Source organism: Arthrobacter sp. ES3-54 (assembly GCF_029504395.1).
Lineage (GTDB): Bacteria > Actinomycetota > Actinomycetes > Actinomycetales > Micrococcaceae > Arthrobacter.
Map to the genome: position 1 here is coordinate 1 of NZ_JAQFIF010000015.1, position 13933 is coordinate 13933.

Below are 13933 nucleotides of genomic sequence, written 5' to 3' on the forward strand. Positions count from 1 at the left end.
CGGTGCGTCAAACGCTATCTCGCCCGACGGGTCTACCGAACACTCAACGCTACAAACCCGGAGTCCTGCCGCGCTTGACAACTATAGAAGGGTCGCCGGGGTTCCCCGTGCGCTGCACCGTCAGAAAACGCAAATGCTAAGGTTACTTATTATTTGAAATGCTGTCTTGAATGAAGGGCAAGAAACGTGACCCTGGAAAATCGGCAACCGCCCCAGGGCGGCGAGCAGGGCGAAGTCCAACAGGACCGCTTCGTCGGCGGCAATGACCTTACGCGCTGGGACACTCGGCTTGGCCAGCACCTCGCCTTAGTTGTCGGGCGTGCCAGCCGCGTTCTCGGCCCGCACGCGACCCTGATCCTGACGCTGACCATCGGCGCGGCCTTGGCTATTTCACTCACGGCGGTCTTCGCCCAGGTCTACGAATCCGTTGTTGAAGCTGACGGGGTCGCCGGTCTGGACCATCCAGTCCTAGCTACGGCCAAGACAGTTCGCTCCCCCGCACTGGACATCATCACGACTGCGTACACCGACATCGGCGGGACCATCGGCATGCCGCTCCTCGCGCTGGCCGTCATGGCAACTCTGGCTCTGCGACGCCGCTCCTGGACCCCCGTCATCCTCATCGTCATCGCTGGTACCGGGTCGTTGCTAATGACTATCGCGGGGAAATCACTCATTGGGAGAACCCGCCCGCCGCTGACCGACGCCGTTCCGCCGCATGAACACTCGGCGTCCTTTCCCAGCGGCCATTCGCTGAACGCGGTCGTTATCGCCGGCATCGTCGCGTACTTAATCATCCTCCGCCTGAAGTCCCCCCGCGCCAGGATCATCACAGCACTCCTGGCAGGACTCTTCGCCGCAACCATAGGCCTGAGCCGGGTCTATCTGGGCCACCACTGGCTCACGGACGTCCTTGCCGCCTGGGCCCTCGGCGCCGCATGGCTTGCGTTGGTTATCACAGCCCACCGGCTCTACCTCACCGAACGGACGCACCGCATAAGTACACCGATAACCGACTCCCGCACAGTAAGGGCGACTAGAAGCTGAGGTTTGGCTGGAAACCTGGCGTCGCTACATTCGCACCTTCACTGACCGCCCGAAAGCCGGAACCGGCGGCCGCGATGAACTCGCAACCGCCGGCTGCTACCGGGTGAGACCTGGTCTCAACGCACCGACTTCCGCTCGTAAATCACCATCGACCACGCGTAGCCGGCAACCACGATCACGACGCACCATACGATGGCGAGCACCGGGCTCCACCCGAGCGGCGTGCCGAGCAGCAGTCCGCGGATGGCCTCGATGAACGGCGTAAACGGCTGGTACTGCGCGAACCACTGCAGCCACTCCGGCATCGACTCGGTCGGCACGAAGCCGCTGCTGAGGAAGGGCAGGAAGGTCAGGAGGAGGGGCCAATTGCTGGCTGTCTCGACCGACTTCGCCTGCATGCCCATGGCGACCCCGAGCCAGCTGATCGCGTACGCGATGAGCACGAGCAGACCGGCGGCTGCGATCCACTCGATCGGCCCGGCAGTCGGGCGGAAGCCGATCAGTAGACCGACGCCGAGCACGAGCGCGACGGCGATGATCGCCTGGATGGTGTTGCCGAGCACGTGCCCGGCGAGCACCGCAGCCCGCGAGATCGCCATTGTGCGGAACCGCGCCGTGATGCCCTCGGTCATGTCCATCGCGACCGTCGTCGCGGTGCCGCCGGCGCTGCCGGCGATGGTCAACAGCAGGATGCCCGGCATGATGTACGCGACATACGCCTCCCGCCCGCCGGCCGGATCCGCACCGGGCAGGCCGGCCCCGAGGGTGCCGCCGAACACGAACACGAAGAACAGCAGGAGCACCACCGGCCCCACGATGGTGAACACCGACAGGCCCGGGTAGCGCACCATATGCAGCAGGTTGCGGTGCAGCATCGTGATCGAGTCGGCGACGACGTGCGACTGTCGACTGGTGCTTGGGGCCGTCTTGCGCTGAGCGGTGATGGTGGTCATGACGCGGTTCCCTTCGTGTCTGCCCGGCCGGTGAGCGCGAAGAACACGTCATCGAGGTCCGGGGTGTTGATGCTGAGGTCCTCGACTTCGACGTCGGCCGCATCAAGGCGGTCCAGGACGGTGCGCAGCACGCTAACCCCGCCGTCGCTCGGCACGGTGAGCGCGAGCCCGGCGTCGTCGCGCGCGGACTCATCGAGCAGGCCGGAGGCGGCATCCAGCGCCGCGGCATCCGCGAACCGGAGCCGGATGTGCCCGCCGGGCACCAGGCGCTTGAGCTCGTCCGGCGTCCCCTCGGCGACGATGCGGCCGCCGTCGAGCACTGCGACGCGGTCCGCGAGTTCGTCTGCTTCCTCGAGATGCTGGGTGGTGAGCAGGACGGTCGTGCCGTCCGCGACGAGGCTGCGGACGATGTCCCACATGGTGTGGCGGCTGCGCGGGTCCAGGCCCGTGGTGGGCTCGTCGAGGAAGATCACGCTCGGCGTCGCCACGAGGGTCATCGCGAGGTCGAGGCGGCGCTGCATCCCGCCGGAGTAGGTGGCGAGCGGCTTGCGGGCGGCGTCGACGAGGTCGAACTGCTCGAGCAGCTCGGCCACCCGAGTCTTCGAGCGCTTCGCCCCGAGGTGCCGCAGCCGCGCCATCAGCAGCAGGTTCTCCTCGCCGGTGAGCAGTTTGTCCACCGCGGAGAACTGGCCGGTGAGGCCGATCGCGGCGCGCACGCCGTCGTGGTCGCGGACGACGTCGCATCCGTTGACGAATGCCGTGCCGGCGTCGGGCCGCACGAGCGTGGACAGGATGTGCACGGTGGTCGTCTTGCCGGCGCCGTTCGGGCCGAGCAGCGCAGTGACGGTGCCGGCGTTGACGGTGAGGTCGACGTCGTCGAGCACCACCTTGCCGCCGTAGGACTTCCGCAGCCCGTGGACTGCGATCGCTGGCGTGTTCATGTGTGTGGTTCCCTTCTGTTGGTTGCCCGGATTCACCGCGCGCGCCGGATGTTGATGTTGCCGTGCTGCGTGCGTGCACGTACTTCGACGGTCTGTTCGGACGCGTCGGGGGCGCCGTCGCCGTCGAGCTCGTTGCGAACGTGCCCGGCCTTCGAGGACAGGTCCAGCCACGCGGCAACGCCGGACCGCACGCCGATGGTGACCTGGCCGAAGCCGCTTTCGACCTGGATGGAACCGCTCGAAACATCGGCCAGCTGGATGCTGCCGTATGCGGTCTTCGCCGTAACGGAGGCGCGTGCATTCATGATTTCGAGGTCGCCGTAGGAAAGCTTCGCGTCGAGGTCGCCGCCGGAGTCCCCGACCTGGATGGTGCCGTGCGAGGCCTTGAGGATCGCGTCGCCGGTGACCGTGCCGACCCGGATCTGACCGTGGTCAGCCGTGATCTCGATGCCGCCGTCGGCGGTGCCCACGGTCGCGTTGCCGTGCGAGGCGCGCAGCCAGAGGTCGCCCGCGGTGTCGACATCCACGGGACCGAGCGAGCTCTTGATGCGGGTGGCGCCGAGGCGGCCGACGGTACGCAGGCCGCCGACGGCGATCTCGGCGGCGAGCCGCGACCCCGTCGGCAGCTCGACCTTCACATCGACCGACTCGGTCGGGCCGCTCCAGCTGATGCGGGGCCGTGGGCCTGTGATGGTGAGCCGCTGGCCATCGAAGTCGACTGTGGTGTCCTGCGCGCCCCGGCGGTCGACCGCCTTCTCGGGGTTGGTGGGCGAGACGGTCACGACCGTGTCGGCGCGGTCGCTGGCGAAGACATCGATCGCGCCGACCTGCAGGTTGATGGCGAGGTCGATGGGGCCGGGGGTGTTGTAGGTGGGCATGCTGAAGCCTGCCTTTCTCTGCGCGTGTTCGTATTACCCCGCGGGTCCGCGTGGTTGGTGAATGGTGAGGGTGGTGGGCTGAGCGGGTTAGCGCGCCCAGCCGGCGAAGTTGTCGCCGGTGCGCAGCGTGCGCTGCGTGGATCGTCGTTGCTTGGGTTGGAGGGCGGCCGCAATCGCACGGACCAGCCAGGTGTTGACGGACATGCCGTCGGCCGCCGCTGCCTCATCCACCCGCGCCTTGAGGGCGTCCGGCAGGCGAAGCGTAGTGCGGGAGGTGCTCGCGTCGTCGAGGTCGACGGTTGCGGCGGGCCGCTCGTCGCTCTCCGGCTCGGTGCTCGGCTGGGTAACGACGAACTCGATCTCGCGTCCGCGCAGCCGCATGTCAACCGATCCAGGTGCGAGGTCGCGGGTGATCTCGCCGGCCGCGGCCGACAACACGTCGAGCAGCACGAGCCGCACCGCGGCATCTAGTCCGGCGGCGAGCCGCTCGGCGACGGCGCGGGTGTCCTCCGTGCCGTTCTCCGCGGTATCAACTAGTTGGCGCTGCAGGTCGCTGACGTATTGTCCAAGTTCCATGCCATCATAGTGACACCACAGTGGTGTCACGTCAAGACATGGTGGTGTCACGGGTCTCGGCGAGAGCGGCTGGACGACCCCCAACCCCCGTAGCGGTCCATCAAGGAACGCATTGCAAACTTGATTGCTTGACCTTGGCCCGTCGTGATTCCGTGCTCACGAGGGCTACTGCCCGGAAGAACCGGGCGATGCCCCAAATTGGCCCGTGCAGGCCACGGCTGGTGGCCTGCACTCGGTCCTTTCTTCCTAAGGTCCAACCGCGACCGAACCGGAGCGTCTAGATTCGCAGACTAAACAGTGCCGGCGCCCGAGTCGTTGTGACGATTTCGGCTTCGTCCGAGCTCACTGGTATGCGAGCACCGCCACCGCCGTCATCCGTCAGAACATCGTTTATTGCGTCCCAAGCTCGACCGGCCAGGTCCTCGGCCGCGTCCCATATACCCGACAGACTGATCGCATTTACGTCAAACCCAGGGGTGGCTGTCGTTGAAACCACGAGGTCTGGCGTCTTGCCTTCTGCTGTTAATAGTGTTGTTTGACCGTGCACCATTGCACGATATCGATATCCCTGGCGGGATTCTGCAGGCTCAGAGGTAAAAGCACCGGGCGCGTCCGCAACCGGCTTAAAAGAAATTCCAGACATTTTGTCTCCGTTGATCCCCAGATTCGGAGTTGACTAACAGATGCGGAAGCATGAGCTTCGCGAATAGCGATATTCCATTGCAGAGTCAAAATCTAACGCGGGAATAATCGACACACATGCATATTCTCGGCAGGTCAGACTCGGAGTTATTCCCCCCATCATCGACTTACACTCGACATCGTCCTCGCAGGAGGCAAGAAAGTCAACGGCGCCTGTTGACGCGTGATTCCGAGGGGAAGTTTTGATCAAAGCGGGTCAGCCCGCCCGGATCGATGTGGCGGTCGGCCGCTGGGCCTGGAACTGAAACTGGACCGCCCCTCCCCCGAACACCAGACAGTTGCCGAACAGGCAGCGATACTCAAGGAAGGAATGTGGTGGTTATGATTCGGTCATGCCGAACCCGCGATTGTCCCTCGCCCTAGAACGTATTGGCCCTGGAGATTGGGAGGTATTTGAACAGTTCGCGTCAGAGTTCTTAGCCGTCGAATATCCCGCCCTGCGGACGATGGCAGCTCCGAACGGAGACAAGGGCAGAGACGCCGAAATATTCACGACTGACGGTGTGCCAAAAGTCGCATTTCAGTACTCCGTCACGGCGAGTTGGAAGACGAAACTTAGGAGCGCGCTGGACACGCTCAAAAGGAATTTTCCTTCGGTCAGCACCATGATCTACGTGACCAACCAGGTGATTGGTCCGGCTGCCGATGAACTCAGGGAAGAGTCTCGACGTGACCGGAATATAACCGTAGATATCCGAGACCGGTCGTGGTTTGTGGACCGTGAGGAGTCCTATCCCCAACGACGAGTGGCAAGTGAAGAGCTGGCCAAGAGATTTGTCGATCCGCTCCTGTCCAAACGAGGGGTCATCGACAGAATATCGACGCTGACAGCGGATGAGAGCAAGGTCGCGGTGCTGCACTTGGCACTTGACGGCGTAGACCAGGCAACCGATCAGAGTCTTACCAAGAGCTGCTTCGATTCACTGGTTTTGGCGGCACTTCACGATTCGAGCAGAGACAACAGGCTCAGCCTGAGCGAAATCCAAGACGGCGTCGCCCTCCGTATGCCCGTGGGGAAGCGAGGGCAAGTCGATGCCCTGACCCTGAGCGCATTGAACCGACTGTCCCGGAAGGGGCCCGTTAAACAACACAAGTCAGGTTCCGGGTCTGAGGACACTTACCATCTCAGTTTTGAGGAGGCCAAGAGGATAAATGATCAGACAGCCAAGTTCCTTCTTGATGAAGCTGTTCTAGATGCGAAACTCACTGTCGCGATTCGAGCCCTCGAAGTCCCGAAGGCGCTGAACGAAACACAGTTGACGGAGATTTCCCGGCAACTACGAACGGTGTTGGAAGAAACACTCCTGGAACGCGGTGAGTCTTTTGCCGAGGCCGTGGAAACGGGAGAACCGTTCCAACTCAGCCCCGTAGCCATAGCAGACAGAATTACGGCGAATGGCGGCATCAGCGAGCTCAGTTCTGATGCCGCGGCCGCGGCCATCATGCATGTATTGGAACAGCCGTCGCCTCAAACACAGTCCCATCTTCGGCGACTAGCTGACGCATACACGCTTTTCGCGTTCCTGAAACAAACCCCGGACGTCCAGAAAGTCATGCTCAACGTCTTCAGTGAAGGCGACATATGGATGGACACCACCGCGATCCTGCCGCTAATCGGGGAGAGCCTGGTAGACGACCCGGAAGAGCGCCACTTTACGATTCTGATGCGAGCAGCGGTAGACGCCGGGTTGGTCTTATTCGTGACGGAAGGAGTGGTGGAAGAAGTTGAAAGACACCTCAACCTGGCCGTTGCGTATGGTCACAACAGAACGTCGAATTGGACGGGACGAGTCCCCTTCCTATACTCGGCCTTCGTGCTCTCGGGCCGGCCAGAGAACGAATTCTTGGACTGGCAAAGGAACATCTGTGGACGCGAACAGCCGTTGCAGGACGTCAGCGACTACCTTGCCGACGAATTCTCAATCGAGACCAAGAATCTCCTGGAGTACTCCGATGCCGCATCCCTCGAACTTCGGGGCGTAGTGCAGGAACTGTGGAATGAGACTCACGAAAGAAGGCGTCAACGAGGTGACTACGGAGCCGACCAAGGGACGCGGTCTCGCCTGGTTGCTCACGACGTTGAAAACTCAGTCGGCGTCATCGAGTATCGCCGGACGATTGGACCATCACCGATGGGCTACCTCGCATGGTGGCTGACGTTCGATGGAACAGCAATGAAAATGAAGGACCACCTACGGGAACGCCTTGGCCCTCAAGCGCCGCCGTCGCCCGTATTGAGTCCGGATTTCCTCACTCAATTGCTTCGCTTAGGCCCCCTTCGCACTGCCATCGAGCAGGATCTGCGGGTGCAGTTACCCCTCCTCACCGACATGAGCGTCAATCACTACGCTCCGCACGCTCTGCTCGATTTAGCAAGAGAAACGAGAGAAAAGTCGTCGAGTCAGAATGAACGGGTAGTCCGTCGCGAAGTCCGCGATGCGGTGAACCGCGCAAGACAGCAGATGGGTCCAGCGGCGGTAGGCGGCGTTCGAGCAATGGAGGATCGAATTTCAGCTTCCATCAAACGTCAGTCATCCGAATGAATCACCACGCGCAAAGCTGACGACGGCGAAACGTCCTGTCCCTACCCTCGGCGCGCCACAGGAAAATCCCAACGACACAGGCGCACAGTAAGAACATGAAATCACTACTAAGCGATGAAGTCGTCGCAGTACGTGGCGTCCTCACTGATACACACCCGGTCGACTTCCATGCTCTTGGGGTAACCGGTGCAATCGACCGCCTAACGGGTCCCCTCCGCGAACGCGGCACCGTGGTGCATCTGGAGACTCCGCGCCACCGGATGGACGTAGACCGACAGACCGCAACTCTTCTGTACCGGGCGGCGCAGGAGCTTCTCAGCAATGTCTATAAATTCGCTCAGGCATCAGCTGTGACGGTCCGGCTCGGCTGCGTCACCCACGGCATGAGCCACGGCGTTCAGCTCAAAGTGACCGACGACGGTGGTGGGTTCGACGTGCCGGCAGCCATGATTGGCCGGCACACCGGCATGGGACTGCGCCTCATGCGCGCGGCCGTAGGCCTTGCTGGCGGAGAGGTGATCATCGATTCATCCGCCGCCGCAGGAACCTGTGTGACGATAACGCTGCCCCTCGACTAGCGTCGGCCGTGGCCGCCCGGAGTCTTGATTGGCTCAAATCCGGGCCCCTGCGGGGCCGGCGTCCGCGTCGGGGTTCGCGCCGCTGGGACGCTGCACATTCACGGACGGCACCGGCTCCTCATCGGCCGGCCCAAAAAAGTGCCAGGCCGCGAGTCCCGCGGTCACCGCGACGGCGACCGCCCCGGCAATCAACCAGGCTTTCCCGGAAGCCGTCCGCCTCGACTTAGCCCGGGCGGGTGCCGGGGCAACATTAGGTGCGACCCGCTTCAGACCCTCGTGAACACGGGGAGCCAGAGTTTCCACTCCGCCGGCGAGCTCGTCAGCAAGCCGCCGCAGACCGGCCTGGATCCTCGGGGACGCAGATTCAATCCCGGCATCGAGCCCCGCGACCGCTTTTTGCAATGCCGCCTCGACCCCGGGAGTGGCCCACTCCCTCCCCTTGGTGAGCTGAGACATGAGATTCTCTGAAAGTTGGCGGACCTGATCGGCCTGCGCTGTGGGTGTTGCCGTGCGCATGAGTGCCTCCTCGGTGTGATGGATGCCCATAGCCTACGGTGGACGGCGCCGCCGAAACAGGCCCCGCGTTGACTCAACCCGCCTGGCTGGGCTCCCGTTCCTGTCGAATCGGGAGCCCAGCCACGCCTGGATCCGGCTAACGGAAGACGTTAGGCAATCTCCCGGAGCGGGGGGATCTTCGCTACGGCTTCAGGACCACCTTGATGCAGCCGTCTTCCTTTTTCTGGAAGATCTCGTAGGCGGCCGCGGCGCCGTCGAGGTCAACCTCGTGAGTTTTCAGGTCCATGACGCCGAGCGGGTCTGCGGGATCTTCCACGAGCGGGAGCAGCTCGTCCGTCCACCGGCGGACGTTGCACTGGCCCATCCGCAGTTGGATCTGCTTGTCGAACATGGTCAGCAGCGGCATGGGGCTCGCCGTACCCCCGTAAACCCCGCTGAGCGAGACGGTGCCTCCCCGGCGCACGGAGTCGATCGCCGCGTGGAGGACCGCCATGCGGTCTACGCCGGCAGTTTCCATGGCCTTCTTTGCCAGGGCATCCGGCAGGAGCCCGACGGCATTCTGTGCAAAGGCGCCGACGGGCGAATTGTGCGCTTCCATCCCGACGGCGTCGACCACAGCGTCGGGGCCTCTTCCGCCGGTCATCTCGCGCAGCTGGTCACCGACGTCCTTTGTGAAGTCAATCGTTTCCACTCCGTGCCGCTCTGCCATGCGGCGGCGTTCCGGAACCGGCTCGACGGCGATGACCCGCTGGCCCAGGTGCCGACCGACCCGGCTGGCGAACTGACCCACCGGTCCGAGCCCAAAGACGGCCAGTGTGCCGCCGGCGGGGACGTCCGCGTACTTCACTCCCTGCCAGGCGGTGGGAAGAATATCGGAGAGGTAGAGGTATCGCTCATCAGGCAGTTCGTGCCCGACCTTTATCGGTCCGTAATCGGCGTGGGGCACGCGCAGGTATTCCGCCTGCCCGCCGGGGACCGACCCGTAGAGCTCGGAGAACCCGAACAGGCTTGCCCCGCTGTTGTGGGCATGGACCTGGGTGGTTTCGCACTGGGATTGCAGCCCCTGTTTGCACATCCAGCAATGGCCGCAGGAGATGTTGAAGGGGATGACCACCCTGTCGCCCGGCTTGAGGTTCCTGACTTCGGAGCCGACCTCTTCAACCACACCCATGGGTTCGTGGCCCAGGATGTCCCCGGCCTTCATATAGGGGCCAAGGACCTCGTAGAGGTGGAGGTCTGAGCCGCAGATCGCCGATGAAGTGATCCGAACGATGGCGTCCGTCCCCTTCTCAATGACCGGATCCGGAACCATCTCCACGCTGACCGACCGCTTTCCCTGCCAGGTAAGTGCCCTCATATTCGCTCCTTCCGTCACGTCCAAATTAGTAAGTTTACTGATCAATACGATCATTCCTTGTTCGCGCCTGAATGGGAAGGATCGACGCCCCCCGGCACCCGCCGACAGCTTTGAAGGGCAGAAGCCGGCCGCACGATTGCTGAAGATATTTGATGGCCAGCAGGCCCCCTGGCCGATCCGCAGGCATAGGCTACAAACAGAACATCCCAACCACGCCGGGGAGCTCGTCATGGACACTGAAACCGCCGACGTCATCGGCCATGATGTCACCACCATCACCTGCGTGTGTGGCAACACCGTCAGCCAAAACGGATTGATCCAGTGCAATTCACAAGGCATCCCCGTCTACATTGGAGGAGACGCTCCTGTCCCGGCAGGGCTGGCCAAATGGCCTGAGGATGAGGACCTCTACACGCTGTGTCCGTCATGCGGCCGCGTGTACCACGACACGGTCATCGAAGAGACAGGGACCGCACCCGTTGCTTTCCGGGTCGATGTCACCGCTGGCCCAATTGCCGAGGCCATCCGAGTCCATTGGGAGCTCAACACCTAGGCCCTTTAGGCAGCCTCAGAGGCCGGGTTCTTCTTCCTCCGCCAGTCTGATCATGCGCAGTTCGTCCTCCACCGCGCGGGCAGGCCAATAGTCCTTCGCCAGCTCACTTGCCCGGATTTTATCTGCTGCCGGGACGAGCTTGCCGAGCAGTCCGGCAGCCTGAAGCAGGGCGATCAGCGCTGTGGTTCTGGCATCGGGTGCCTTGGCATCAGGCTTCGCGGGAGCGGGAGTCCCGGTGTCAGGTGCCCCGGCATCGGACGGAGTGGCATCAGACGTACCGGCATCAGGCGCGCCTGCATCGGGCGGCGTGCCATCCGACGCGCCTGCATCGGGCACCGTGTCATCCGGCGCCCCGCCGTCGGGTGGCGCACCGCCGAGTGGGGCCTGGATCTTCTTCAGGAGCGCCGCCTCCGGAGCGTGGTCCTTCTCCGGGTACCGCACGCTCCGGAACACACCCAGGTGTTTTTCGCCGACATGTTCCACGATGCCCAGTGCCGCCATCCCCTCGTAGACACGCTGCACTTCGGCGCGGCCCTCCAGCATGGAGACCCACCGCTTGGGAGTATGGGGCCGCGATTTGCCACGTATGAGTTCCAGCTCGTGTTGGAAGTCCGTTTGCGGGGCCGTGCCGGTAGCCTTGACGTGCTTCCCCTGCAGCCCGATTGCACCGATCAGTTCCAGCTCGGCCAGTATCGCCCCTGCCAAAGTGGTCCTGAGTGCGTATACCGGCACGTCAGGTGTGCCGTCTTTGTCGTTCGTTGCCAGAAGGAGGAAGGCCTGGGGAAGGTTCAGCTCCGCGGCCTTCGGTGTTTCAGCGTTCATACGAACATCGTGGCGCGGTTGGGCGGCCGCCACAATGAGGATTTGCAAGCGTCGACGTCGGCTCCTACCTTGCCCTGCCGCCGGCCCACCGCTTCCAAAAGTTTGCGGCCCCAGTGGGCGGACGACGGCGGGACTTCCCGCCGTCGTCCGGCGTGCAACTCGCGACACGGGCTCTGTGCGCCAGGAAGGGCAGCACTTTCGTAGACTCAATGGAGATCCGACGTGTCTCCTCTATAGAGACAGCCCGCCACAGGAAGAGCCATCAATGAAGATTATCGTCCTAGTAAAGGAGGTCCCCGACACGTACGGGGACCGAAAACTGAACCTAGAAACAGGCCTCGCCGATCGAGAAGCCAGCGAGGCAGTCATTGACGAGATCGGTGAGCGGGCCTTGGAGCTGGCACTGACGTACGCCGACGCGAACGTGGGCACTGAGGTCGCAATCCTCTCCCTCGCCCCCGAGGGTGCGACCGCGACGATACGCAAGGCGCTTGCGATGGGCGCGGGGAGCGCCATCCACGTCTCTGACAAGGCGCTCCGGGGTGCGGATCTTGGCCTGACCGCCGAAACCCTCGCAGCGGCCATCCGTCGCGTTGAGTTTGACCTTGTGATCACTGGCAACGTCTCCACCGATGGATCCGGCGGCATGATCCCCGCGATGCTTGCAGAATTTCTTGACGTGCGGCTTGCGACCGGCCTCAGCTCCGTAGAGATCAGCGACGGCGCCGTGTCCGGCTCCAGGCCCCTTGAATCCGGCGTGCAGAAGGTATCAGCGAACCTGCCCGCGGTGATTTCCATTACCGAGGCGCTTCCCGGGCCGCGCTTCCCGAACTTCAAAGGAATCATGGCCGCGAAGAAGAAGCCCCTGGAGGTGCTCACCCTCGCAGACCTCGGGATCACGGCCGACAACCCGGACGCGGCCCGGTCGATCATGTTGACCGTTGCAGAGAAGCCCCCGCATGCGGCGGGCGTAAAGATCATTGACGAGGGTGATGCCGGCGAGAAACTGGCTGACTTCCTTATTGAAAACCGACTGGCGTAAGGAGTATCGACATGACTGAATTCCCTCGTGACGCAATCCTCGTCGTCGTGGAATCCCGGACTTCCGGTGAACTCGAGAAGGCCGCACCCGGACTCTTCGGCGCTGCCGCTTCCGCTGGCACCCCAATTGCACTGGTACTTGCATCACCCGGCACCGGGAGCGCCGCCGCTGCGGAGGCCGCGGCCCTGGGTGCCGCGCACGTGCTGATCGCGGAGACTCCGGATCCGTCCGCGCTCAGTGTGCCGAGCGTTGACGCGCTGGCCGCCGCTGTGGAGCAGGTGCAGCCCGACGCGATCCTGATTTCGCATTCTTTGAATGGGCGCGACCTTGCTGGCCGCTACGCCGCACGTTCGCGTGCAGCGATTTCTGTCGATGCGATCGGCGTCTCACGTGATGACGAGGGCGTCGTGGCACACCACTCCGTCTACGGCGGTGCCTACAACGTGACGTCAACGTCCACGTTTGGGGCGCCGGTCATTACGGTTCGCCAGGGCTCCATCGAAGCGCGCGCTTCGGCTCAGCCGCCGGCGTCAGAGACCCTGGCAGTGACGCCCTCCGGGAAGCCAGCCGCGCGGATCGACTCGTTCGACGAGGCAGTTGCCGCCACCTCGCGGCCGGAGCTGCGTGGTGCCGCGAAGGTTGTCGCCGGTGGCCGTGGCCTCGGGTCGGAGGAACAGTTCGCCCTCGTTGGACAGCTCGCCGATACCCTCGGTGCTGCCGTTGGCGCTTCGCGTGCCGCAGTGGATGCAGGCTACATCCCGCAGTCGCAGCAGGTGGGCCAGACCGGGGTTTCCGTGTCATCACAGCTGTATATTGCGCTGGGCATTTCCGGCGCGATTCAGCACCGGGCCGGCATGCAGACCGCGAAGACGATCGTCGCCATCAACAAGGATTCAGACGCGCCGATCTTCGAGATCGCCGACTTTGGTGTGGTGGGCGACGTCTTCAAGGTGGTGCCCCAGCTGATTAACGCACTTGAGGCTCGGAAGAAGTAGCGATGGCAACTCTGTCTCGGAATATCCGGCGGGGCCTGCCGCGCGTCGAAGGCGGTGACCCCTGGCCTGCAGCAGGCCAGGCGCCCGCACGCATTCTCACGGCAGAAGCGGCACCCCGGTCGGTGCCTGCGTCCGGGGTGGGACCGGTCACCGCCCCGCCAGCGGCAGCCGCACCCTCCGTCCCCGCTGCAGGCCAGGAAACGACGCCGTCCGTCCCCGCTGCTGCCCAGGAAACGGCACCGGGTGCGGCATTGTCCGCTCCAGCCCCTGCAGTGAAGGCAGGCGCCGCGGTGGCGCAGCAGCTTCGCCGCGGCCTGCCGCGCGTGCCGGGCGGCGAGCCTTGGCCGCCAGCGGGCGAGGTTTCCGTATCAGTGCCGGCCGTGTCCGGGGCTCCCGCCGCGGGCGCCACGCCCACGCCGGCCGCAGATGC

At 63.8% G+C, this 13933-nt stretch carries 13 protein-coding genes; 6 read left to right on the plus strand and 7 right to left on the minus strand.

Annotated elements, in window-relative coordinates; genetic code table 11:
- Positions 1-186 precede the first annotated feature (186 nt).
- Positions 187-1047, plus strand: coding sequence for a phosphatase PAP2 family protein (locus tag M2428_RS18750; RefSeq protein WP_277527469.1), 861 nt, complete (start codon positions 187-189; stop codon positions 1045-1047).
- Between the two features lie 116 nt (positions 1048-1163).
- Here the strand turns inward: M2428_RS18750 and M2428_RS18755 are convergent, their stop codons facing one another.
- The 4 genes from M2428_RS18755 to M2428_RS18770 all read right to left on the minus strand — a co-directional run bounded on the left by M2428_RS18755 (position 1164) and on the right by M2428_RS18770 (position 4395).
- A complete protein-coding gene (locus tag M2428_RS18755; protein WP_277527470.1) occupies positions 1164-2000 on the minus strand; it encodes an ABC transporter permease in 837 nt (278 codons plus the stop codon).
- Positions 1997-2941 carry an ATP-binding cassette domain-containing protein gene (locus M2428_RS18760; RefSeq protein ID WP_277527471.1) on the minus strand — a complete coding sequence of 315 codons (945 nt, stop codon included), beginning with the start codon at positions 2939-2941 and terminating at the stop codon, positions 1997-1999. Before M2428_RS18760 ends, M2428_RS18755 begins: the two co-directional genes overlap by 4 nt.
- 32 nt (positions 2942-2973) lie before the next feature.
- A complete protein-coding gene (locus M2428_RS18765; RefSeq protein ID WP_277527472.1) occupies positions 2974-3819 on the minus strand; it encodes a DUF4097 family beta strand repeat-containing protein in 846 nt (281 codons plus the stop codon).
- An 87-nt stretch (positions 3820-3906) separates the two neighbouring features.
- On the minus strand, positions 3907-4395 hold the full coding sequence (locus M2428_RS18770) for a toxin-antitoxin system HicB family antitoxin (protein WP_277527473.1): 489 nt from the start codon (positions 4393-4395) through the stop codon (positions 3907-3909).
- A 1034-nt stretch (positions 4396-5429) separates the two neighbouring features.
- Between M2428_RS18770 and M2428_RS18775 the strand changes: the two genes are divergently transcribed.
- Both M2428_RS18775 and M2428_RS18780 read left to right on the plus strand, forming a co-directional pair.
- Positions 5430-7640 (plus strand): hypothetical protein, encoded by a 2211-nt coding sequence (locus M2428_RS18775; protein ID WP_277527474.1) that lies wholly within the window; start codon positions 5430-5432, stop codon positions 7638-7640.
- Positions 7641-7735: 95 nt separating this feature from the next.
- A complete protein-coding gene (locus M2428_RS18780; RefSeq protein WP_277527475.1) occupies positions 7736-8218 on the plus strand; it encodes an ATP-binding protein in 483 nt (160 codons plus the stop codon).
- 33 nt (positions 8219-8251) lie between these two features.
- Here M2428_RS18780 and M2428_RS18785 read toward each other — a convergent pair whose 3' ends face one another.
- Together M2428_RS18785 and M2428_RS18790 are read right to left on the minus strand one after the other, a co-directional pair.
- Positions 8252-8734 (minus strand): hypothetical protein, encoded by a 483-nt coding sequence (locus M2428_RS18785; RefSeq protein ID WP_277527476.1) that lies wholly within the window; start codon positions 8732-8734, stop codon positions 8252-8254.
- 181 nt (positions 8735-8915) lie between these two features.
- A complete protein-coding gene (locus M2428_RS18790) occupies positions 8916-10091 on the minus strand; it encodes a zinc-dependent alcohol dehydrogenase (protein ID WP_277527477.1) in 1176 nt (391 codons plus the stop codon).
- 229 nt (positions 10092-10320) lie between these two features.
- Between M2428_RS18790 and M2428_RS18795 the strand changes: the two genes are divergently transcribed.
- The gene (locus tag M2428_RS18795; RefSeq protein ID WP_277527478.1) at positions 10321-10644 is read left to right on the plus strand and encodes a hypothetical protein; all 324 of its coding nucleotides are present in this window, start codon (positions 10321-10323) and stop codon (positions 10642-10644) included.
- 15 nt (positions 10645-10659) lie between these two features.
- On the opposite strand, the gene M2428_RS18800 is transcribed toward M2428_RS18795, so the two are convergent.
- The gene (locus M2428_RS18800) at positions 10660-11466 is read right to left on the minus strand and encodes a GPP34 family phosphoprotein (RefSeq protein WP_277527479.1); all 807 of its coding nucleotides are present in this window, start codon (positions 11464-11466) and stop codon (positions 10660-10662) included.
- A 265-nt stretch (positions 11467-11731) separates the two neighbouring features.
- On the opposite strand from M2428_RS18800, the gene M2428_RS18805 reads away from it, so the two are divergent.
- Together M2428_RS18805 and M2428_RS18810 are read left to right on the plus strand one after the other, a co-directional pair.
- Positions 11732-12508, plus strand: a complete 777-nt coding sequence (locus M2428_RS18805) for an electron transfer flavoprotein subunit beta/FixA family protein (protein WP_277527480.1) — start codon at positions 11732-11734, stop codon at positions 12506-12508.
- An 11-nt stretch (positions 12509-12519) separates the two neighbouring features.
- Positions 12520-13503: an electron transfer flavoprotein subunit alpha/FixB family protein gene (locus M2428_RS18810; protein WP_277527481.1), complete on the plus strand. Its 984-nt coding sequence runs from the start codon at positions 12520-12522 to the stop codon at positions 13501-13503.
- The last annotated feature ends 430 nt before the right edge of the window (positions 13504-13933 follow it).